Here is a 21,727-nt window from a genome sequence, read left to right as displayed (position 1 = left end):
AGGCACGCGTGACCGGGTTCTTCACGTCCGTCGACGAGGTGGCCGGGCGGCTGGCCGAGGCCGGCTACCTGGCGTCCGACGCGGTCGCGACGACCGTGTACCTCGCCGACCGGCTCGGCAAGCCGCTGCTGGTGGAGGGCCCGGCCGGCGTCGGCAAGACCGAGCTGGCCAAGGCGGTCGCCCAGGTCACCGGGTCGCGGCTGGTGCGGCTGCAGTGCTACGAGGGCGTCGACGAGTCGCGGGCGCTGTACGAGTGGAACCACGCCAAGCAGCTGCTGCGGATCACCGCCGGGCGCGACGAGACGTGGGACCAGACCCGCAACGACATCTTCAGCGAGGAGTTCCTGCTCGCGCGGCCCTTGCTCACCGCCATCCGCGGCGACGAGCCGACCGTGCTGCTGATCGACGAGACCGACAAGGCCGACGTCGAGGTGGAGGGGCTGCTGCTGGAGGTGCTCGGCGACTTCCAGGTCACCGTGCCCGAACTCGGCACCATCACCGCCACCCAGCGGCCGTTCGCCGTGCTGACGTCCAACGCCACCCGTGAGCTGTCCGAGGCCCTGCGACGGCGATGCCTGTTCCTGCACATCGATTTCCCCGACGAGGACCTGGAAAAGCGCATCGTGCTGGCCCGCGTGCCCGGCATCGACGACATCCTCGCCACGTCGCTCGTACGCGTGATCAACGCCTTGCGGGCCATGGAACTGCGCAAGTCGCCGTCGGTCGCCGAGACCATCGACTGGGCGCGGACCCTGCTCGAACTCGGCGCCGAGACCCTCGACGAGCAGGTCGTGCGGGACAGCCTCGGCGTGATCCTCAAGCACCAGGAGGACATCGTCAAAGCGGGGCAGCGGCTCGAACTGGACAAGCTGTGACGGTCTCGGACCGTCTCACCGAATTCGTGCAGGCCTTGCGGGCCAAGGGAATTCAGGCCGGGCCGGGGGAGACTGTCGACGCCGCCGCCGCGCTGGAGGTGCTCGGCTTCGACGACCGCGAGCGCACCCGGGAGGGCCTCGCGGCCTGCCTGATCCGCCGGGACGGCCAGCGTGCCGTCTTCGACTCCACCTTCGACCTGTTCTTCCCTTTGGGCGTGGGCATTCCCGAGCAGGCCCGGCGCGAGCACCTCACCCTCGACGAGCTCAACGACCGGCTCGTCGCCGCCTTCGCCTCCGACGACGAGTCCGAGCTGTCGCAGCTGGCTGGGCTCGCCGTCGACGCCTTCGGCGAGTACGGGCAGAGCGGCTCCGGCTCCAGCGGTTGGTCCGCGCACCAGACCTTGGACCGGGTGCAGCCCCAGACCTTGCTCGTCCGGGTGTTGGCCGCCATGCAGGCTCAGGCCGGCTTCACCGAGCGCCTCGACCGTGACGAGATCCGCCGTCGCATCGAGCGGTTCCGTGAACTCGTGCGGGGCGAGGCCCTTCGCCGCGTCGCCGAGCTTCGCGGCCGTGAACGCCTTTCCCGCAGCGCCGTTCCGCCCACGCCCGACCAGGTCGACTTCCTCCAGGCCGGCCGCGCCCAGGTCGCCGAGATGCGCCGCATGGTCCAGCCCTTGGCCCGCAAGCTGGCCACCCGCCTCGCGGCCCGTCGCCGCCGTGGCGCCCGGGGGCCAGATCGACTCTCCGCCGCACCCTTCGTCGTTCCCTGTCCACCGGCGGTGTGCCCATGACTCCCGGTGTTCCGCAAGCACCGCCCCGGCCGTCCCGAGATCGTGCTGCTGTGCGACATGTCCGGCTCCGTCGCCTCTTTCGCCAACTTCACCATGCTCTTGGTGCAGGCCCTGCGCGACCAGTTCTCCAAGGTCCGCGTCTTCGCCTTCGTCGACGGCATCGACGAGGTCACCCACCTCGTCACCGCCGGCGTCGCCGACCCCGCCGCCCTGGGCTCCCGCATCCTCACCGAGGCCTCCGTCATCCGCTGGGACGGCCACTCCGACTACGGCCGCTCCCTCGACGAGTTCGCCGACCGCTACCCCGACGTCATCGGCCCGCGGACCTCCGTCCTCATCCTCGGCGACGCCCGCAACAACCACGGCGACCCCCGCCTCGCCGTCCTCGCCCACATCCTCCGCCCCGCCCGCCGCTCCTTCTGGCTCAACCCCGAACGCCGCGCCCTCTGGTCCACCGGCGACTCCGCCGCCCACGACTACGCCTCCGTGGTGGAGATGCACGAATGCCGCAACGCCCGCCAGCTGGGCGTTTTGGTGTCCCGGCTCATCCCGGTCTGAACCACGCCAGCTGCTCACGTCTCCTGCTGAAAGTGCCCCCGTCATGCAGGGAAGGACGCCTTACCCGCGTTGAACGCGGGTAAGGCGTCCTTCCCTGCATCGGGGGATCCTGTTCAGCGGCGGCCGGCCCAGTCCAGCAGCTCATCCGCGGACCAGGTGTTGATGACCCGGTCCGCCTCGACGCCGCATTCCTCGGCGCGGGCGCAGCCGAGGGCCTGCCAGGTGAGCTGGCCGGGGGCGTGGGCGTCGGTGTCGATGGCGAAGTGACAGCCGGCGTCGACGGCCGACCTGAGCAACCGCTTGGGGGGATCGAGGCGCTCGGGGCGGGAGTTGATCTCGACGGCGACGGAATGCGCCTGGCAGGCGGCGAAGACGGCGGGGGCGTCGAACTCGGACTCGGGGCGGCCGCGGCCGGTGACGAGGCGGCCGGTGCAGTGGCCGAGGACGGTGACGTGGGGGTTGGCGACGGCGGCGAGCAGGCGAGGGGTCATCTCGTCGGCGGGCATGCGGAGCTTGGAGTGGACGCTGGCGACGACGACGTCGAGGCGGGACAGGAGCTCCTCGGACTGGTCGAGGGAGCCGTCCAACAAAATGTCGACCTCGATGCCGGTGAGGATGCGGAAAGGGGCCAGCTCCGAGTTCAGGGCGGCGACGAGGTCGAGCTGGGCGGAGAGGCGGGCGGCGGAGAGGCCGTTGGCGACGGTGAGGCGAGGGGAGTGGTCGGTGAGGGCGATCCAGTCGTGCCCGAGGTCCCGGGCGGCCTGAGCCATGGCGGAAGGGGGACTGCCGCCGTCGGACCAGTCGGAATGGGTGTGGCAGTCGCCCCGGAGCAGGGCCCGGAGGGCGGCGCCGCCGGAGAGGTCGGGGCCGTGGGCGGTGGAAGCCTTCTCCAAGTAGGCGATGGGCTCGCCGCGGACGGCATCCGAGACGACGGAAGCGGTGGCCTTGCCGATGCCGGACAACCGGGTCAGAGAGCCCATTCGCACCATCTGGGCCAACTGCTCCGCGGGCACCTCGGCGATGACGGCGGCGGCGCGGCGGAAGGCACGGACCCGGTAGCTGGGCTCGCCGGCGCGTTCGAGCTCGAACGCGACCTGCTCCAACGCCCGCACGGGATCCACGACGTCCTGCCTACCAGACCTCAGCCCATGCCGCTGACGTCCTCGGCGGCGATGGTGACGATGAGCCGCACCTGGTCCCGCCCGCCGTACCAGGCGTAGGGCTGCCCGGTGTAGCGCTTGGCCAGCAGGTCGATGTGGTCGGCGCCGCCGTCGGGGGTGATGCCGACGACGTGGCCCCGCACCCGGAAGTAGCGGAAGGGGTTGTCCGGATCGGCGATGTTGAGGGCGACCCGGGGGTCCCGCCTCATGTTGCGCACCTTCTGGAAGCCCTCGACGGTGTTGACGAGCACGTGCTCGCCGTCGGTGTCCACCCAGGTCTGGGTGAGCTGGGGCGATCCGTCCGGGTTGGACGTGGCCACGAAGCAGGGGCTGGGCTTGCGCAGCAGGTCGAGCAGCGCGTCGGGCAGTGCCATACCGGTGATCCTAGCCACCCGGGGATGGTCAACAAGGGTGATAGTCACTAATATTGACCATATGTCACGAGGAGGGACCCCGATGTCGGTCATCGAACTGACCACCTTCACCGTCGAACCGGGCAAGACGGCGGCGATGCTGGCGGCACGCCCGGGCATGGTGGAGGCGTTCCGCCGCGACCGGCGGGGCTTCGTCGCCGCGAAGCTCATCCGGGTCGCCGAGGACACCTGGCTGGACCTGGTGGAGTGGACGGACGACACGGCCTGGGACGAGTCGAAGGCCAAGGGCGGCAACGAGCCGGAGATCGCGGCCTTCTTCGCCACCATCGACACGCTGGTGAGCTCCGACCGAGGCGTCCGCTACGACGACGCCGAGGACGGCCGCCGCGCCGCCAGGACCGTCGCCTACGGCCCGCACCCGTCCCAGGTCGGCGAGCTGTACCTGCCGGAAGGCGACGGCCCGTTCCCGGTCATAACCCTGATCCACGGCGGCTTCTGGACGGCCATGTTCGACCGCCGGCAGCTCACACCGCTGGCCGACGACCTGCGACAAGCCGGCTTCGCGGTGTGGAACATCGAATACCGGCGACTGGGCGAGGAAGGCGGCGGCTGGCCCGGCACGTTCGAGGACGTCGAGGCGGCGATCGACCGACTCGAAGGCCTCGACGACCACCTCGACCTCTGATACAGCGATAACGATACACCGCCTTAATTCGGGTCCCGTCCACCGTTTCTTGCAGAAGAATGAACTGTAGATCCGGCTTTGGTATTTATCTGACCCGTTCCGAGAGGCAATCGTATAGAAACAGGGGACAAGCCTGCCCTCAATGGGTCGTCGGACACAGGGTTTCAGTCGGCCAGATAATAAACGCCGCTTGCGCCGTCTACGCCGTTTTGGCTAATCGTCAAATCTGGTCTTTCCGAAACTGCTGCTAGGAAGAATTCGTCCCAACGGACTTTTTCGCTCTATTATATTACAAAGCAAGCCTTCAGGACGGTTTGATTCTTCCGTCGGGGCTGATTATGCGGATATGTTACACTTATTAGTAAGATCGATATCCAATCGGGCAAATTATTCAAACCTCCACTGCCGCCGACGAAATTTGGTCTGATAGTCGACTTTTATATACCAAAAACTAATCGAGTGTGACTGTTATGGTCATTGCTATGCGTGCGACCTGCTCAAGTACTCCGACCAGATTCACTACTTTACGGATAATTAATATGAATTGCCATTACGGACAGCTACTGTTAAAGTAGCCCCCTCCCCACCTAGAACCTCGTCCTACCATGGTGCCGCTGCTGACCATCCACGGCGAGGCCGACGACGTGGTGGCGGCGAAATACGCCGGCGACCCCGTCGAGTTCGAGGGCGCCAACCACTTCGACGTCATCAACCCCGCCCACCGCAGCTGGCGCGTCGTGCGCGACTGGCTCATCGACCGATTGGCCTGACATGGACCATGAGAAGGTGCTGGACGAGGCCTGGCGCACGCCGGGCGTCACCGCGATCGACCTGCCGCCGGTGGACGTCAACCAGGTGCTGGCCGAGCGCTACGAGCTGGACCGGGACGTGACGTTCACCCGGGAGACGCTGTGGGACATGGAGGCGCGCAAGGCAGCCGCCCCCGATGTCTACATCCCGACGGTGGTCAGGGCCGGCAGCGCCACCAAGTGGCCCAGCGTCCGCCACTGCGGCCTGGAGGACTTCACCCGGGTCTCGGACCAGCGGCTGTGGGCCGATCCGGACCGCTTCGGCACGATCATCGAGCACGTCCGCCTCGACCACGACAACCAGCGGGCGTTCTTCGTCGGCGGCACGGCGTTCGAGGGCCGCACGGCGACCACCGAGCAGCCGCTTTTCCACGTGGAGCACTCGGTGGCCGGCCCGCAGGACCGGCCGCTGAACCTGTGGCGGATCATGCTGCTCACCGAGCGCGTCGACCAGCGCCTGCTGGACGTGTTCACCGCGATGGGTGAGGACCCGTACCTGCGGGTGTTCATCGAGGTGTACCTGCAAAAGGACTTGGGCGTGTCGTTTCGCCGCAAGTAGTTTGACCGGGTGGACACCTTGGCCCGCGCGCTGACAGGACGGCTGGTCACGCCGTCGGACGCCGAGTACGCGCGGGCCAAGCTCGCCTTCCTCGCCCTGTACGACGACCGCCGGCCGGCGGCGATCGCGTGGTGCGAGACCGAAGCCGACGTCCAGCGGTGCGTGGAATTCGCCGCCACGCAAGGGATTCCGGTCGCGGCCCGCAGCGGCGGCCACAGCTACGCCGGCTATTCCACGCCGGACGGCGGCCTGATCATCGACGTGTCGCACCTGGACACGGTCGAGGTGCGGGCCGACGGCGCGGCGATCGTCGGCGCCGGCGCGCGAATGGCCGGCGTCTACGCGGGAATCGGCCGTGCCGGCCGGATGCTGTCGGCCGGCACCTGCCCGACGGTCGGCATCGCGGGTCTGACCCTCGGCGGCGGCATCGGCGTCCTCGGCCGCAAGTGCGGCCTGGCCAGCGACCAGCTCATCGCCGCCCGGATCGTCACCGCCGACGGCACAGCCCGCACGGTGTCGGAAACGCAGGAGCCAGACCTGTTCTGGGCGCTGCGCGGCGGTGGCGGCGGCAACTTCGGTGTCGTCACGTCGTTCACCTTCCGCACGACGCCGGCCGAGCCGCTGACGGTGTGGTCCCTGGACTACACCCCGGACCGTCGGCCGCAGATTCTGGACGCCTGGCAGGAATGGCAGAAGCAGGTGCCGGACGAGATGTGGTCGCAGTGCCGCGTCGGCCGGGGTTACTCCCAGACGGCGGGCTGCCTGGTCGGCACGGACACCGGCCTGATCGACGACCTTGCCCGTCGCATCGGCGGCAATCCCGTGCGCTACCAACGGGAACTCGACTTCCCGGCGACGATGGACCACTATGCCGACCCGGTCGGGGAGCGGGAGTCGTTCGTGTCGATGTCCCGCATGCTCACCGGCCCGATGGACGCGCAGGCCATGGTCGATCTCGTCACGACGGGCCCGGAGTTGTTCTGCCTCATCGACAGCTTCGGCGGCGCGATCGCCCATGGCGACGGGGCTTTCCCACACCGCGACGCCATCGGCAGCATCCAGGTGACCAACAAGGTCCGCACCACCGCCGCCGACGCCCGCGGCGAGCTCGCGCCCGTGCGGCAGCAACTCGGCGAGTGGTTCGGCGCGCACGGTTTCGTCAACTACATCGACCCGGACATGCCGAACTGGCGTCAGGCCTACTACGGTGCCAACGCCCCGCGCCTCGCGGAGACCGCGCGGACCTATGATCCGAATCGGGTCTTCGCCTTCCCCCAAGGCATCTAGCATCCAGGGCGTGGAACTGAACGAGGCCATGCTCGCGCTGGCCAGGGCCATTCACGCCGGCGGACCGGACGGCTGGCGCACGGCCACCATCGCGATGCGCTGTACCGCGTCCGGCTACTCCGGCCGGTCCGGATACGACGACAGCGGCTTCCTCGGCAGCGGCCCCGCGCTGCGGGTCCTGCAAAGGGACCTGGCCACCGCGGTGTTGGCCGGCCGACCCGACGCGGTCTGCGAGTTCGTTGTGCGCTCGACCGGGGAGATCCGCCTGGCCTACACCTACGACCTCGGCGACGAGGGTGCGACCGTGGTGCGGGGCAAGAAGTTCCGCCTGCCCGGCCATCCGCTCAAGGGCAGCATCCCGCTGCCCGAACACGCCCGGATCACCGACGCCCCAACGGATCCGGCGGCACTGGCCCGCGTACCGGCCGGCGGCGAAGGCCGTAGCGAGGACGACATCCTTGCCACGGAACGGGAACTGGGCTTCCGCCTGCCCGAGGATCTCCGTGCCCTGCACCGCAACGGCCGGACCGCGCTCGGCGAGTTCCGCCTGGCCACGCTGGAGGAGCTGGTCAAGTGGCGCACCAGCAGAAAGCTCCGGTTCGGTGGCTGGGACGACGACAAGCCGCTGGAACTGGGCCCCGTGCTGGACGCCTGGCCGCATGGCCACGTGAAACGCCTGTGCCGCAACGACTGGTGGCTCCCGTTCGCAGTGGACGATGACTGGCGCTACCTCGCCGTCGACCTCGATCCGGCCGAACGGGGCCGCCCCGGCCAGGTCCTCTGGTTCGACGAACACGGCGAGATGGCCGGCCTGGTCGCCGACTCGGTGGCGAGCCTGCTGCCGCCATGGGCGTGGCCTGACGAGGCATCACGGCCCGCGGAGCTCGTCCTCCACGGCGAGCCGACGCCGGATCCTCACGTCCAGCGGGTGAACGTGAACCACCGGGACGAGTTCGACCTGGGGTCCCTCGCCGTGCTGCCGAACCTGCGGGACTTGCGCGTCAACGGGGCGGGCGTGGTCCGTGCCGCGAGCCTGCCGGGCCTGGAGGCGCTCAAGGTCGACGCCCGCGAGTTCGACCTGGCGCCGCTGGCCGGCGCGGCCTTGTGGAGCCTCCGGTTGTCCGGCCTGCGACGCCCGGTCGACGCCCGGGTCGTCGCCACCATGACGTCGCTGGTCCGGCTGGACCTGTCCGGCGTCGAGGTGACGAACGTCGAGGCGCTCGACGGGCTGAAGAACCTCAAGGTCGTCACGCTCAACGGCGACCAGTGGAGCCGCGTCGACCTGCCGAAACTCGCCGTCGCCGCGCTGGGCCACGGCGACCTGGCCCAGCGGGTGGCCTGGCTGAACCAGCGCCTGCCGCGTCCCCGAAACCGAGAGGTCCACCAGGTCGAGGCCCTAATCTGAGCGGGTGAGCACCGAGCTGACCCTGCTGTCGCGGGTGGGCTGCCGGGGGCGGGAGGTCACCGGGCCGCGGCTGCGTGGCCTGCTGGCGCTGCTGGCCGGCAGCCTTCGGGCCGGGTGCAGCGTGCCGGCGCTGGTCGACGGCCTGTGGCCGGACGCGCGGCCGGAGAACCCGACCAAGGCGGTGCAGGTCCTGGTCTCCCGGATCCGCTCGCAGTTCGGGGCCGACCTGATCGTTAATACCGCCACCGGATTCCGCCTCGCCCTGGCCGCCGACGAGGTCGACGCCACCGCGGTGCTCCTGCACGCCCGTGACGCCCGAAACGCCAACGCCCACAGCGCATTGGAGGCGGCGGAGAAGGGCCTGGCCTGCTGGGACGGCGAGCCGGACGCCGAGCGACGAGCCGCTGCTGGCCGCCGTGGCCAACCTCTTCTTGACGTACCTGCACGAGGTCGAGTGCGACATCGAGAACGCGCTGGCGGCGGCGCACCGGGCGCTGGTGTTGTTCGACCGGGGGCCGCCGAGCTGGATACGGATCTCGGTGCACGCCCGCTACGCCGAGCTGTGCCTGCAAGCCGGCCGACCCGAGGATGCGTTGGCGCAGGTGCACGTGGTGCTGGCGCTGCTCGGTGACCAGCCCGGCTGGCCGACCGAGGCCAGCGTCCGCTGGGGCGCGGTGGTCGCGTGCCTGCAACTCGGCGACACCGACCAGGCCGAGCGGTGGTTCAGCGAGGTCGCGCCGTCCTACGGCGACGCGGACGTGCTGTCGCCGGGACTCGGCCTGCGCGCGATGATCCAGCTCATCCGCGGGGACGTCGACGGCGGGCTCGCGCTGTGGCGGGAATCCGTGGCCCGCCTGCAGGACGAGGAGCTGATACGGCAGAACCTGCCTGGCTTCGAGGTGTGGACGCCGGAGAACGAGGCGGTCGCCGCCACCGACGCCGAGCGGACCCCGGACTGGGCCGCCCGCCTGGTCGCCATCGCCGAGAAATGGCGCTACAGCAAGACGTTCGTGGGCGTTGACCGGATACGGCAGTTCGCCATGGACCCCGACCGGGCCGCGTACGAGCGGGCCGTGGCCGACTATGCCGGCCTCGACCGGGTCGAGCTGCGCCGGATCGCCCTGGAGCTGCTTTCCGGTTAGATGGGGTGCATGACCGAGTACGGCTACTGGCAGGACGTGCCGACCAGGTGGAAGGACAACGACCACTACGGGCACGTGAACAACGCGGTGCACTACTCGGTGATGGACACCGTGATCAACACCTGGCTCATCGAGCGCGCCGGCCTCGACCTGGACGGCGACGGCCCGATCGGCCTGTGCGTCGAGTCGCACTGCGTGTACAAGGCCTCGGTGTCGTTTCCCGAGGTCATCGCGGTCGGGCTGCGCGTCGGCCACCTCGGCACGAGCAGCGTCCGCTACGAGACGGGCCTGTTCCGCGGCGACCGGCGCACGCTGATCGCCGAGGGGACCTTCACACACGTGTTCGTGGACCGGGAGACCCGCCGTCCGGTGCCGATCGCCGGGCCGATGCGGGACGAGCTGGAGAAGCTGGTGAGCGCATGAAGGTGAACGCGGCGGTGCTGGTGGCCTCCGGCGTCGAGCGGCCGTACGCGGACTCGCGGCCGTTGCAGGTGACCGAGTTGGAGCTGGATCCGCCGGGGCGCGGGGAGATCCTGGTGCGGATCGGGGCGGCCGGGCTGTGCCACTCCGACCTGTCGGTGATCAACGGCTCCCGGCCGAGGCCGCTGCCGATGGTGCTGGGGCACGAGGCGGCGGGCGAGGTCGTCGAGGTAGGGCCGGACGCGGAGTTTGCGGTGGGGGACCACGTGGTGCTGGCCTTCGTGCCGGCCTGCGGCTCGTGCCGGATGTGCCTGGCCGGACGGCCCGCGCTGTGCGAGCCGGGGGCGGTCGCGAACCGCGCCGGCACGCTGCTGTCGGGGGAGAAGCGTTGGCGCGGCGGGGAGAACCACCACCTCGGGGTGTCGGCGTTCGCGGAGTACGCCGTGGTGTCGAGCAAGTCCGCGGTCAAGGTGGATCCGTCGCTGCCGTTCGAGCTGGCGGCGCTGTTCGGCTGCGCCGTGCTGACCGGTGCCGGGGCGGCGTTCCACAGCGCGGAGGTCAAGCCGGGGGAGACGGTCGCGGTGTTCGGCCTCGGCGGCGTCGGCATGGCGGCGTTGCTGGCCGCTCGGGCGGCCGGGGCGGCCCGGATCGTGGCAGTCGACATCGTTGCGACGAAACGCGACTTGGCGGCGCGGTTGGGAGCAAATCACGTTCTCGTAGGAGGCCCGGACGTCGTCGAGGAACTCCGGGAGCTGACCGGCGGCGGCGCGGACAAGGTCATCGACACCACAGGCAGCGAGCACGTGCTGGCACAGGCCTATCACGCGACGAGGATCGGCGGCACGACCGTGACCGTCGGCCTGCCGCACCCGGATCGCCAGCTGGTGCTGCCGGCGCTGAGCCTGGTGGCCGAGGAGCGCACACTGCGCGGCAGCTACCTGGGCTCCAGCGTGCCCCGCCGGGACATCCCGCGGTTCGTGCGGCTGTATCAGGCCGGCCTGCTGCCGGTGCCCGAGCTGGTGTCCGGACGGCTGCGCCTCGACCAGGTCAACGAGGGCTTCGACCAGCTGGCCGGCGGCGAGGCCGTGCGGCAGGTCATCGTTCCGACAGCGTCCTGACCGCCTCGACCGTCGCCTCGATCAGCTTGTCCTGCGGGAAGTCGGCGCCCAGCACCATGCGGCGCAGCTGCGGCATGGCCCTGCCCCAGTTGACCAGGCCCAACGTGAAGAAGTAGATCATCGAGGCGTTCGGCACGTGATCGTCGATCGAGGCCACTCGCTTCTGGTACTCGGCGGTGCGGATGTCCTCGGCCGGCACCTCGCGGCCGCCCATCTCCAGCGCCTCCCACATCAGCAGGCGCAGCGCCTCGGGGTTGGCCGCGTGGTAGTCGAACAGCTTGCGGGCGTAGGCGGCAAGGTCGGGCTCGACCGGCACGGCGTCGGCACAGCGGGACAGCATGCGCTCCAACACGGCCGCGAACAGCGCCTTCTTGTCGCCGAAGTAGTCGTAGATGGCCCGCTTGTTGGCCTCCGCGGCCTCGGCGATGCGGTCTACCCGGGCGCCGGCGACGCCGTGCGCGGCGAACTCCGTGGTCGCGGCGGCCAGAATCCGCTCCTTGGTCGCCTTCGAGTCGTACCCCACGTGTCCAGGGTAACGAACCGGTTCGTTCCACCGCCGCCGTCGGTTACGATCGAACCAGTTGGTTCGATTTATCGAGGGGGCGCTGTGCTGAGTCGCCGGGTGATTCCGCTGCTCACGCTGGCCTGCGCGGTCTGCGTGGCCACGATCTACTTCCCACAGGCCATCAGCCCGCTGATCGCCGCCGACCTGCGCGTGACGCCCAGCGCCGCCGCCCAGACCGCCACCGGCGCCCAGCTCGGCTACGCCCTCGGCGTGTTCCTGCTGGTCCCGCTGGGAGACCGGCTGCGGGCGCGGCCGCTGATCGTGGTGCTGATGGTCCTCACCGCCGCCGCCATGCTGGCCGCCGGCCTCGCCACCTCGCTGCCGGTGCTGTTGATCGCCGGCACGCTGGCCGGGGTGTTCACGGTCGTGCCGCAGGTGATCATCCCCATGGTCGCCGGGCTCGTGCCCGACAACCGCCGCGGCGCCGTCGTCGGCACGCTGCTCGGCGGCGTCCTGGCCGGCATTCTGCTGGCCCGGACCTTCGGCGGCACCCTCGGCTCGTGGCTGGGCTGGCGCGCCCCGTATCTTGTTGCCGCGGCGGTGATCCTGGTGCTGGCGGCCGTGCTGGCGGTGACCGTTCCGCGCACCGAGCCGTCCGCGCAGCACAACTACCCGTCGCTGCTGGCCGAGGCGTTGCGGCTGCTGCGCCGCGAGCCCGAGCTGCGGCGGTCCGCGCTGTACCAGGTGCTGCTGTTCGGCGGCTTCAGTGCCGCGTGGACGTGCCTGGCCCTGCTGATCAGCGGTCCCCGCTACGGGCTCGGCGCCCAGACCGTCGGCCTGATCGGCCTCGCCGGCGCGGTCAGCGTTTTCGTCACGCCCATCGCCGGCCGGTGGATCGACCGGCGCGGCCCCGAACCCGTCAGCACGATCGCCATCGTCGGCGTGGTGGCGTCGGCCGGGGTGCTGGCCTTCGGTCTGCTGGGCGGCATTGCCGGGCTCGTGCTGCTGATCGCCGGCCTGGTGCTGCTGGACACCGCCGTGCAGGCCAACCAGGTGGCCAACCAGTCGCGGATCTTCGCCCTGCTGCCCGAGGCCCGCAGCCGGCTCAACACCGCGTACATGACCTGCACGTTCCTCGGCGGCACCCTCGGCTCGTGGCTGGGCGTGCAGGCCTACGACCTGTTCGGCTGGGGCGCGGTGGCCGCTCTCATCGCCTTGGCCGCTCTCGCCGCGCTGGGCCGACACCTGGCCCGCCGGTCTACTGCTGCGCCAGGAACTCCCGAGCCAGCTTCTTCGGCGCCTTCAGCAGCCACGCCTCGGTGATCACCTCGTCCAGCTCCGGCACGCCGATCCGGTCCAGCCGCAGCAGCACCGCCGGGTAGCCGTCGAAGTGCGGGATGGTGAAGAACACCGCCGGGTCGTCGGCGATCAGGGCCTGCTTGACGCCCTCGTCGGCCACCCGGACCCCGAGGATCGGACCCCGCTCGTCGAGCCCGTCCGACTGGCGCAGCGGCCGGTCCCAGACGAAGCCCTTGCCCTTGACGTGCCACTGCGGCGTGCCCCAGGACAGCTTCTCACCCGTCTCCGGCAACGCCAGCGCGATCCTCCGCACATCCTCCCACGTAGCCATCCACCCTCCCCGTTTTTTCGCCACATGCGCTTCCCATGTGGCACCAGCGTGCAAGTGGGAAGCGCATGTGGCAATCAGCGATATCGCTCGTAGAGGCTGGTGGGGTGGCCGGCGTCCTCGGGGTCGGTGACGTGGAGGAAGCCGGCCTTCTCGTAGTAGCGGCGCAGCCCGGGGTTGTCCTTCGACGCCGCCAGCCGCACGTACCGCCAGCCCTTCGCGGACGCCGCCGCCTGCACCCAGTCCAGGATCCGGTAGCCCAGCCCGCGGCCCGCCGCCTCCCGGGCCACCGCCAGCCGTGAGATGTAGTACGCCGGCACGGAGTCGTCGCCCCACAGCTCGGGGTCGCTGTCCGACACCACCACCGTCGCCACCGCCGGGCTGCCCACCAGCAGCGCCTCGCCGGCCGCGATCTGCTCGCGCACCGAGTCCGCCGGGAACCGCTCCGGCCACTGCTCGATGCCCCGCTCGTGCAACCACGAGGCAGCGCCGGACAGCAGGTCGAGGACCGCGTTCTCGTCGCCCGGTAACGCCGTGCGGATCGGAGCGTGGTTGAACAGCAGGATCGCCACGTGTTGAGGCTACTTGGCCGTCCAGAACTGGCGTGGGGCGTAGCCCTCGCGGCGCAACCAGTGCTCCGTGTAGACGATGCGTTCCGCGCCGACCACGACCAGCGGCCCCGACAGCGGCTCGTCCAGCGACCGCTCCACGTGATCGGACTGCCACCGGACCGCCGACCAGTAGTGCTGGAACTCGGGATGCTCGTCCGGCAGCACCCGCGCCCGGTCGACCCGCCATGATCGGTACATCCACGGCCGGTGCGTGCGACGCGCGGAACGCACACACCGGCCGAGCTCTGGCCGGGTCAGCCGACGATGCGCCGAGAGGTGTAGTAGTCGCTGCCGCCGCCGCTGATCGGCACGACCTTGACGACCTGGCCCACGTCCGGGGCGTGCACGATGTTGCCGTTGCCGATGTACATGGCCACGTGGTGCACGTTGCTGGCGGTGCCGAAGAACAGCAGGTCGCCGGGGATCATGTCGGCCTTGGCCACCGGACGCCCCTGGAGCACCTGCTCGGTGGTGACGCGGGGCAGGGTCACGCCGGCCTGCCGGTACGCGTACTGCACCAGCGAGGAGCAGTCCAGCGCCGAGCCCGGGGTGTTGCCGCCGTAGACGTAGGGCGTGCCGACCTGGCCCAGCGCTGCCTTGACCGCGACACCGGCGGCGCCGGCGGGCACGTTGCTGGTGTCGAAGGGGAGGCCCTTGTCGGACTTCAGCGCGGTCTTCTGCGTGCCGGTCAGCCGGTTGTACGCCTCCTGCGCGGCCTGCTGGGCCTTGCCGGCGGCGTCCTTCTGGGCCTGGAGGCCGTCGGCGACCTGCTTGGCCTTTGCTGCGGCGTCGTTGGCCTTCTGCTGGGCCTGCGTCGCCTGCTTGCTGGCGGCGCTGGCCTTGTCCAGCGACCGGCTGAGGCCGTCCATGGCGTCGCCGTTGAACTTGCTGACCTCCTGGAGCATCCAGGCGCGGTCGAGGAAGTCGCTGGGCGACTGGCCGGTGAGCAGGGCCGACATGCTGCTGAGGTCGGCGCCCTCGGTGGTGGCCGACACCCAGCGGTCCACGTCGCCGCGGTAGCGGTCCTCCTCGGTCTGCGCCTGCTTCTCGGCCTGCTGGTCGGTGGCCAGCTCCGTGGTCGCCTTCTGCACGTCGGCCTGGCGGGCCTGGTAGGCCAGCTGCGCGGCGGTGTACTGCTCGCCGAGGGATTCCTGCTTCTGGCTCGCGTCGTGCAGCTGGGCCAGGGCGTCGTTGGCGTTGGTGGGGGGATCCGCCTGTGCCGAGGCCGGAGTGAGGCTGATGACCGCCAAGGTCACGCCGAGCGCGCCGAGCACGTGCTTGTACGGGTTCTTCACTTCGCTCCTTCGCAGGGGTGTCAGGAGTCGATACGCGTCTCGGTCGGCCTACGGTTCACATGCCGCCGAAATACAGCTGTGACCTCCGTGAATGCAACCAAGTGCCGTGATCACACACCTTAGTGAGTATGAGGCTGGGGAGTCGGGGGGCGCTGCCGCTGTGGTTGTCGGTGGTGGCGGCGCTGGTATGTGTGTTCGTGCTGATCCGCGGATTGATCGGCGACGTGGCGACCGCGGCGCAGCAGGCCGCGCCGCAGGCCACGCTGGGTCTGGAGGTCTACGACCGGACCGCGGGCCAGGCGCTGGTGGCATCCGGCGCGGATCGGCCTTTCGCGGCGGAATCGGTCATCAAGCTGTTGATCGCCATTGACGCGCTGAAGCGGCACAGCGGCTCGACCGCGAAGGTCACGCAAATGTTGGCCCGCAGCGACGATTCCATCGCGAACGCGCTGTGGTCGGCCGGTGGGGGCACGAAGATCGTGACCAGCCTGGCCGCGCAGCTGCACCTTCAGCACACCACGCCGCCGCAGGATCCGGCCCGGTGGGGCGACACGCTGACCACCGCCGACGACGTGGTCCGGATCTACCAGTACCTGGAGTCGGCGGACCAGCAGACGATCATCAACGCGCTCTACCGCGCCCCGGCCATCGCCGCCGACGGCTTCGACCAGTCCTTCGGCATCCCGTCGCTGGGGGCGGGCCAGTGGTGGGTGAAGCAGGGCTGGGGATGCTGCCGACCCGACCGGGTCCTGCACACCACCGGACTCGTCGGCCCCGGCCAACGATATGTGGTAGTCGTCCTCAGCAGCGCCCCGAGCAGCACGAATGCCGCCGACGAGGCCAAGGCGATCACCGCCGCGACGCAGGCCCTTGCTCCTCTTCTCAAGGCACGATAACTTCAGTGCCCATTGAAGCCAGTCCTCGCTAGGGTCGTTTCGAGGTCCGACCCAACGGCGAGAGGGCTAGAGATGCTGCGGGGACTGGCGCCGGTGATCCTGGCGTCGATGGTGGTGACAGCAGTGCCGGTCGCGGCTGCTCCGGTGACACCGGGCGCGCCGGGCGTGACGGCGTACTTCGACACCGGGCGCAAGGACTGCCTCGGCACGGCCCGGAACTCCAGATCCAAGGTCTGGTACACGGTCGCGGACGGCGTGCTGTCGGACGTGTACGAGCCGACGATCGACAACACCGATGTGGGCACCCTGCAGTACGTGGTGACTGACGGCCGCTCGTTCACCGACCTCCAGACCCGGGACACCACCTACACCGTGCGCGCCGACCGCACCGGCATGGTCTGCACGGTCACGTCGACCAGTGCCAAGCATCGATATCGGCTCACCACCATGTACATCACCGACCCGGCCCGTGACTCGGTGGTCATGCACACCACGATCGACGGCCCGCCGAACCTGCGCGTGTACGCCCGCCTCGACGGGCACGTGAACGGCAACAGCGGGGACAGCGCCTCGGTCGTCGACGGCGTGCCGGTGCTCTACGACACCGACACCGTCAGCCAGGCCGCCAATCGTGACTACGCCGTGCCGACCTTCATGGCCCTGGCCGGCACCTCGACGCGATCGGCGACGGTCGGCTACGCCGGCACCCCCAGCGACGGCCTGACCCAGCTTGACAGCAATCGCACCCTCACCCGGTATTCCACGGCCTCGAACGGGCATGTCACCGCGACCGAGGACGTGACCGCTCGGGACTTCACGCTGGCCCTGGGCTTCGGTCGGAATCGCGATCAGGCCGTCGACACCGCCCGGGCGTCGGCGCGCTCGTGGTTCGACCGGATGCGCGATGACTACACCGACGGCTGGTGGGACTACGACTCCGAGCTGGCTCGGGGCACCCTGCCGCTGGACGCCAACGTGCTGAAGTCCAGTGAGGACAAGACGTTCCCGGGCGCGGTCGTCGCCTCGCTGGCCAGCCCGTGGGGCCAGGCGGTGAAGGCCGACAAGCCGGTGTACTTCGGTTCCTACCGCGAGGTGTTCGCCCGCGACGCCTACGAGGCGTTCACCGGGTTCCTGGCCGCCGGCGACAGATCCACCGCCCGCGCCATCGCCACGTTCCTGTTGACCAAGCAGCAGCTGCCGACCGGCGAGCTGCCCCGCAACTCGCTGGTCAACGGCAAGATCGCCCCCGACACCGGTGGCGACCAGCTCGACGAGACCGCGTACCCGATCCTGATGGCCCAGCTCACCGGCCTCGACGACGACTCCCTGTGGACACAGCACATCAAGCCCGCCGCCGACTACCTGCTGGCCCACGGGCCGTCGTTCGGCGTCGAGCGCTGGGAGGAGCAGTCCGGGTACTCGCCGTCCACCATCGCTGCCGAGATCGCCGGCCTCGCCGCCGCCGGTGCGCTGGCCGATCGGCACGGCGACCACGCTGACGCGCGGATCTACCGGGCCGCCGCCGACGACTTCCAGCGCAACGTGAAGTCGTGGACCGTCACCACCACGGGGCCGTACGGTCCCTCGTACTTCGTGCGGCTGACCAAGAACGGCGACCCGAACTCGGCCGTCAGCTACAGCCTCGGCAACGGCGGTCCGACCGCCGACCAGCGGGCGATCGTCGACGGCGGCTTCCAGGAACTCGTCCGCCTCGGCGAGCTCTCCCCGCAGGACAAGGACTTCACCGCCTCGCTGGCCGTGCTGGACAAGCAGATCTCGGTGCGCACCGCCACCGGTGTCGGCTACTACCGTTACGGCACTTCGGCTTCCGCCGGCAGTGCCGACGGCTACGGCGACTGCTACCAGCCCAGTCAGAGCACCTGCACCGGCCAGGGGCAGCCGTGGCCGACCACCGACACCGGCACCGGGCACCTGTGGCCCGTGCTGTCCGGCGAGCGGGCCGAGTCCGCCCTGTCCCTCGGCGACGGCCATGCGGCGAAGTCTTTGCTGGACAGCATGTTCGGCTCCGCCTCCGGCGTAGGGCTGGTGCCCGAGCAGGCGTGGGAGAGCCCCGACCTGCCCGCTTCGCCCTACGGCACCGATCCCACCGTCGCCTCCATCGGCTTCGCCAACGGCCACGCCGCCGGCTCGGCTTCGCCCCTCACGTGGGCCCAGGCGCAGCGCCTTCGCCTGGCCGCTGACCTCCGCGCCGGCCACGTCCTCGACCGTCCGTCCGTCACCACCGACCGCTACGTCGCCCATGCCGCCCCCGGCAAGGCCGACGTCACCGTCGCGGCCACCGCCAGCGGTGCCACCGCCGCCGTCACCGGCAAGACCTTGCCCCGCGCCGATGTCAGCGTGCAGGCCCTGGCCACCGACACCGCCGGCAAGGCCGCCACCGTCACCACCACGGCCGGGGCCGACGGCACCTACTCCGTCACCGTGCCACTGGGCTTCGGCTCCAACTCCATCACCGTCGGCGTCTCCGCCCCGGGCAACCGGACCGGCTACGCCCACACCACCGCCACCGGCGATCTCGTCGGCGGCGCCACCGTTCTCGACACCGTCGATCCCGCCGGCGACGACAACGGTCCCGGCACCTTCCAGTACCCCACCGCCCCCGACTTCGCCGCCGGCTCCTTCGACATCACCCGGTTCCAGGCGATCACCTTGGGGGACACCGTCTACCTGCGCGCCACCCTGCGGAACCTGGTCCCCACCTTCGGCAACACCATGGGCGCCCAGCTCCTCGACATCTTCGTCGGCGCCCCCGGCAGGCCCACCTCCACCGCGGCGCCGTTCCCGTCCCGGAACTACCAGGTTTCCCCGTGGTCCCAACGCATCGAGCTCCAGGGCTTCGCTTCCCCCGCCTGGCTCGACGCCGCCGGGCACCAGGTCGGCACCCCCACGGCCGCCGTGGCCTCCACCGACACCAGGACCATCACCGTCGCCTTACCCAAGGCGGCGTTCGGCGAGCCCGGTCCCGGTTGGACCTTCTCCGTGGTCCTCACCGGACAGGACGGCTTCAACGCCGACCAGGCTCGCTCCTTCGCCGCCACACCCCAGGGCTACCAGTTCGGCCTGTGCGCCCCCGGCGGCGCAGATCCGATCTGCGCCATCGACCCCGCGACGGCGCCCAAGGCCATCGACACCGTGCCCGCGTCGCAGTTGGACCCCACGAAGGGACCGGTGATCGTCAACGCCGTGACCGTGCCGTAGCGCCGGCCCGGAAAATGTGTGGCGGGCCGTCGTCCGGGTCGCGATGCTGCGCCGGTGACCTTGCCTCCGCTGCTTCGCCCCCGTGCCCTGGTCCCTGGAGATCTTGTCGTCATCGCCTCGCTGTCCGGGCCGCTCCATGCCGTCTACGAGCCCGACCTGGAGCAGGCCGTGGTGGTGTTGGAGCGAATGGGATTCCGCGTGCGTCGGGCCCCGCTGCTCGAAGCCGGGCGGAGCCGGTGGTGGAGCGCCGCTCGGCCGTCGGAGATCGCCGAGGAGCTCAACGCTCTGCTGCGTGATCCCGAGGTGCGGGCGATCATCGCGCACGACGGCGGCCAGACGGCCCTCGGTTACCTCGACCTGATCGACGTCGAGGCGATCAGGGCCGACCCCAAGCCGATCCTCGGCTACAGCGACATCTCGTTGCTGCATCTGGTGCTCTACGGGCGCACGGGCCTGGTCGGCTTCCATGCCGACCTGGCCACGCCCGGCCTCGGCGGTCACTGGCAGCGGGTTCCCGCCGCGCGCCAGTCCGAGCTGGCGCAGCTCTACTCCAGGCTCCTGACCAGTACGAAGCCCTTGGGAGCCCTGCCAGCGAGCCCGTCGTGGGAGTGCTGGCGCCCCGGCCGGGCCGAGGGCCGCCTGATCGGCGCGGTGATCAACCGCATCGTGCTGGCTCAGGCCACGCCGTACGCGCTGCGGCTGGAGCAGTTCGACGGCGCCGTGCTGTTCTGGGAGGAGATGGGAGGTCTGGCTTCGTACGTGTGGAGCTACCTGCACGTGCTCCGGCACAGCGGCATCCTCGACCGCATCGCCGGCATGGTCGTCGGCGTCCCGCACGCCATCGACGGGCTCGATTCGCCCGACGGATCACCGTCTCTGGCCGAGATCGTTCTGGACGTGCTGGGCGACCGGGACATCCCGGTCCTGGGCAACGTCGAGATCGGCCACGCCGGCCCGAACCTGCCGATGCCCGTCGGCATCCATGTCGCCCTCGACGCGGGGGAGCGGACGCTGTCGCTGCTCGAACCGGCGGTGCGATAGGCCTTGCGTTTCAAGGAGTCCGGGATGACCGGCGCGCCGACGGGGGCCTGACCTTGCCGATGCCCGCGGCGCGATGAGCCTGGTGTGGCAACGCGTTTACTGGTGCACCAGCGGGGGAGTGGCCATGTGGGGGATCGGTGGGGGCTCGCGGCGGACGGCGGTCCAGTCGATGACGGCGGCGCTGGCGTTGTCGCGGCCGCCGAGGGCGGCGGAGGCCTCGATGAGGGCCTGGGCGGGGCGGGCGGCGCTGGTGAGCTCGCGGTGCATGGCGTTGGCCGGCACGACCTTGTGCACGCCGTCGGTGACCAGGAGCAGGCCGGAGCCGCTGGTGCGGACCTGGGTCCAGCCGATCTGGTCGGTGGTGGTCGTGCGCACGGTGTTGGTGACGATGTGCTCCATGCGGGGCGTGGTGGGGCGCAGCTGGGAGCGCAGGTAGGCGGCGACGGTCTGGTCGGACGTCAGCGGGTGCAGGGTCTTGTCGTCCCAGAGGTAGGCCCGCAGTCGCCGACCCAGGCGATGCGGTATATTCTACAAATAAGTAAGAATTTATCTTTGTGTGTTTCAATAATGATTGAAGTCCTCATCGAGTTGGGCTTTGTAGCGGAAGATAATTCGGGCTAAATTCATTTCCTCCTTAGATAGAAGCGCAGCATGTCACCAAATCACGACCGTTTCAATATTGACCGAAAAAGTCGTTACGGTCGGCAAACGCCGAACTTGAGTAGCCAGGATATCGCGCGTAAAACCGGAGAACGCTGTGCCCCCGAGGACTTTGCGATCTCCGCTCAAGATTGAGTTCTCCACACCAAGAATCCAGGAAGCGAGACAGTGTCGTTATATGGTGGGACAGGTAGGCCCGGCAGTCGCCGACCCAGGCGATGCGGTAGCCGCTGCTGACCCGGTCGGTGAAGGGCATGGCGACGACCAGCACACAGTCGTCCTCGTCGAGCAGGAGGGCCTGCTGGGCGGCGATCATGGCCTGGATGGCGCCCTGGGCGACGGGCGTGGCGACGGCGGCGGCAGCGGCCTTGCGCGCGGCCTCGGCCGAGCCCGCGGTGTCGCCGATGCCGTCGGCGACGGCGAAGACGAGCTCGCCCGTGGCCGGGTCGCGCCGCGTGGCCACGGCGTCCGCGTTGGTGGCACGCAGGTTGCGCTCGCTGGCGGTGTCCCAGCGGATGTCGAGATCGTGGTGCACGGCGATCTCCTCCCCGAACTCGGCGGTAGAAGGCAGCCCACCGCACACGACCAGGTTCGCGGACTCGCCTGTGAGGACGCTGAGACGGTCGTAGTCAATTGCTGAGGGAATTCGGGGTCTCGCCCTGCCTACTGCGTTCGCCGCGCGAGCCCGAA

Annotated in this window: 22 protein-coding genes and 1 pseudogene; 14 read left to right on the top strand and 9 right to left on the bottom strand. The window is 69.9% G+C overall.

The genetic code is table 11. From position 1 onward, the window contains the following. The first annotated feature begins 8 nt into the window (after positions 1–8). Together KUTG_RS08390 and KUTG_RS08385 are read left to right on the top strand one after the other, a co-directional pair. Positions 9–875, top strand: a complete 867-nt coding sequence (locus tag KUTG_RS08390; RefSeq protein ID WP_043716148.1) for an AAA family ATPase — start codon at positions 9–11, stop codon at positions 873–875. Next, a pseudogene (locus KUTG_RS08385) lies at positions 872–2,224 on the top strand (VWA domain-containing protein). The gene KUTG_RS08390 and the pseudogene KUTG_RS08385 overlap by 4 nt, the downstream one beginning before the upstream one ends. A 113-nt stretch (positions 2,225–2,337) precedes the next feature. Here KUTG_RS08385 and KUTG_RS08380 read toward each other — a convergent pair. Beyond that, positions 2,338–3,345, bottom strand: coding sequence for a PHP domain-containing protein (locus tag KUTG_RS08380; protein WP_043716146.1), 1,008 nt, complete (start codon positions 3,343–3,345; stop codon positions 2,338–2,340). Positions 3,346–3,365: 20 nt separating this feature from the next. Next, the gene (locus KUTG_RS08375; RefSeq protein WP_043716145.1) at positions 3,366–3,758 is read right to left on the bottom strand and encodes a PPOX class F420-dependent oxidoreductase; all 393 of its coding nucleotides are present in this window, start codon (positions 3,756–3,758) and stop codon (positions 3,366–3,368) included. Positions 3,759–3,840: 82 nt separating this feature from the next. Here KUTG_RS08375 and KUTG_RS60920 point away from each other — a divergent pair, with 82 nt between their 5' ends. The 8 genes from KUTG_RS60920 (at position 3,841) to KUTG_RS08340 (ending at position 11,183) form a co-directional block, all read left to right on the top strand. Then, on the top strand, positions 3,841–4,443 hold the full coding sequence (locus KUTG_RS60920; protein ID WP_052394214.1) for an antibiotic biosynthesis monooxygenase: 603 nt from the start codon (positions 3,841–3,843) through the stop codon (positions 4,441–4,443). Between the two features lie 605 nt (positions 4,444–5,048). Then, positions 5,049–5,213 carry an alpha/beta hydrolase gene (locus KUTG_RS58165; RefSeq protein WP_157494406.1) on the top strand — a complete coding sequence of 55 codons (165 nt, stop codon included), beginning with the start codon at positions 5,049–5,051 and terminating at the stop codon, positions 5,211–5,213. Between the two features lies 1 nt (position 5,214). Continuing rightward, entirely contained in the window at positions 5,215–5,811 is a 597-nt protein-coding gene (locus KUTG_RS08365; protein ID WP_043716141.1) for a hypothetical protein, read from the top strand. Between the two features lie 9 nt (positions 5,812–5,820). Next, entirely contained in the window at positions 5,821–7,098 is a 1,278-nt protein-coding gene (locus KUTG_RS08360; protein WP_052394213.1) for an FAD-binding oxidoreductase, read from the top strand. A 10-nt stretch (positions 7,099–7,108) separates the two neighbouring features. Continuing rightward, on the top strand, positions 7,109–8,503 hold the full coding sequence (locus KUTG_RS08355; protein ID WP_043716138.1) for an SMI1/KNR4 family protein: 1,395 nt from the start codon (positions 7,109–7,111) through the stop codon (positions 8,501–8,503). Positions 8,504–8,919: 416 nt separating this feature from the next. Further along, a complete protein-coding gene (locus tag KUTG_RS08350; protein WP_043716135.1) occupies positions 8,920–9,645 on the top strand; it encodes a tetratricopeptide repeat protein in 726 nt (241 codons plus the stop codon). 9 nt (positions 9,646–9,654) lie between these two features. Next, positions 9,655–10,068 carry an acyl-CoA thioesterase gene (locus tag KUTG_RS08345; protein WP_084579046.1) on the top strand — a complete coding sequence of 138 codons (414 nt, stop codon included), beginning with the start codon at positions 9,655–9,657 and terminating at the stop codon, positions 10,066–10,068. Further along, positions 10,065–11,183 carry a zinc-binding dehydrogenase gene (locus KUTG_RS08340; RefSeq protein ID WP_043716130.1) on the top strand — a complete coding sequence of 373 codons (1,119 nt, stop codon included), beginning with the start codon at positions 10,065–10,067 and terminating at the stop codon, positions 11,181–11,183. Before KUTG_RS08345 ends, KUTG_RS08340 begins: the two co-directional genes overlap by 4 nt. On the opposite strand, the gene KUTG_RS08335 is transcribed toward KUTG_RS08340, so the two are convergent. Next, the gene (locus KUTG_RS08335) at positions 11,161–11,706 is read right to left on the bottom strand and encodes a TetR/AcrR family transcriptional regulator (protein ID WP_043716128.1); all 546 of its coding nucleotides are present in this window, start codon (positions 11,704–11,706) and stop codon (positions 11,161–11,163) included. The two genes, KUTG_RS08340 and KUTG_RS08335, sit on opposite strands and share 23 nt — an antisense overlap. Before the next feature lie 84 nt (positions 11,707–11,790). Here KUTG_RS08335 and KUTG_RS08330 point away from each other — a divergent pair, with 84 nt between their 5' ends. Continuing rightward, positions 11,791–13,011 carry an MFS transporter gene (locus KUTG_RS08330; RefSeq protein ID WP_232240712.1) on the top strand — a complete coding sequence of 407 codons (1,221 nt, stop codon included), beginning with the start codon at positions 11,791–11,793 and terminating at the stop codon, positions 13,009–13,011. Here KUTG_RS08330 and KUTG_RS08325 read toward each other — a convergent pair. From KUTG_RS08325 to KUTG_RS08310, 4 genes are all read right to left on the bottom strand, one after another. Then, the gene (locus KUTG_RS08325; protein ID WP_043716126.1) at positions 12,947–13,318 is read right to left on the bottom strand and encodes an MmcQ/YjbR family DNA-binding protein; all 372 of its coding nucleotides are present in this window, start codon (positions 13,316–13,318) and stop codon (positions 12,947–12,949) included. The two genes, KUTG_RS08330 and KUTG_RS08325, sit on opposite strands and share 65 nt — an antisense overlap. Before the next feature lie 74 nt (positions 13,319–13,392). Further along, a complete protein-coding gene (locus KUTG_RS08320; RefSeq protein ID WP_052394212.1) occupies positions 13,393–13,887 on the bottom strand; it encodes a GNAT family N-acetyltransferase in 495 nt (164 codons plus the stop codon). Between the two features lie 9 nt (positions 13,888–13,896). Beyond that, entirely contained in the window at positions 13,897–14,124 is a 228-nt protein-coding gene (locus tag KUTG_RS08315) for a hypothetical protein (protein WP_198047067.1), read from the bottom strand. Between the two features lie 56 nt (positions 14,125–14,180). After that, entirely contained in the window at positions 14,181–15,221 is a 1,041-nt protein-coding gene (locus tag KUTG_RS08310) for a C40 family peptidase (protein WP_052394210.1), read from the bottom strand. A 128-nt stretch (positions 15,222–15,349) separates the two neighbouring features. Here KUTG_RS08310 and KUTG_RS08305 point away from each other — a divergent pair, with 128 nt between their 5' ends. The 3 genes from KUTG_RS08305 (at position 15,350) to KUTG_RS08295 (ending at position 20,377) form a co-directional block, all read left to right on the top strand. After that, entirely contained in the window at positions 15,350–16,117 is a 768-nt protein-coding gene (locus KUTG_RS08305) for a serine hydrolase (RefSeq protein ID WP_043716122.1), read from the top strand. Between the two features lie 72 nt (positions 16,118–16,189). Next, on the top strand, positions 16,190–19,336 hold the full coding sequence (locus KUTG_RS08300; protein WP_043716120.1) for a glucodextranase DOMON-like domain-containing protein: 3,147 nt from the start codon (positions 16,190–16,192) through the stop codon (positions 19,334–19,336). A gap of 54 nt (positions 19,337–19,390) precedes the next feature. After that, a complete protein-coding gene (locus tag KUTG_RS08295; RefSeq protein ID WP_198047066.1) occupies positions 19,391–20,377 on the top strand; it encodes a S66 peptidase family protein in 987 nt (328 codons plus the stop codon). A 96-nt stretch (positions 20,378–20,473) separates the two neighbouring features. Here the strand turns inward: KUTG_RS08295 and KUTG_RS08290 are convergent, their stop codons facing one another. Continuing rightward, positions 20,474–20,776, bottom strand: coding sequence for a hypothetical protein (locus KUTG_RS08290; protein WP_052394209.1), 303 nt, complete (start codon positions 20,774–20,776; stop codon positions 20,474–20,476). A 274-nt stretch (positions 20,777–21,050) separates the two neighbouring features. Beyond that, positions 21,051–21,572, bottom strand: a complete 522-nt coding sequence (locus tag KUTG_RS53105; protein ID WP_157494403.1) for a PP2C family serine/threonine-protein phosphatase — start codon at positions 21,570–21,572, stop codon at positions 21,051–21,053. Between the last annotated feature and the right edge of the window lie 155 nt (positions 21,573–21,727).

Origin of the sequence: Kutzneria sp. 744 (genome assembly GCF_000568255.1) — a bacterium.
GTDB lineage: Bacteria > Actinomycetota > Actinomycetes > Mycobacteriales > Pseudonocardiaceae > Kutzneria.
Note: the sequence above shows the minus strand (reverse complement) of the source record. Positions and strands in the feature narration are given on the sequence as shown.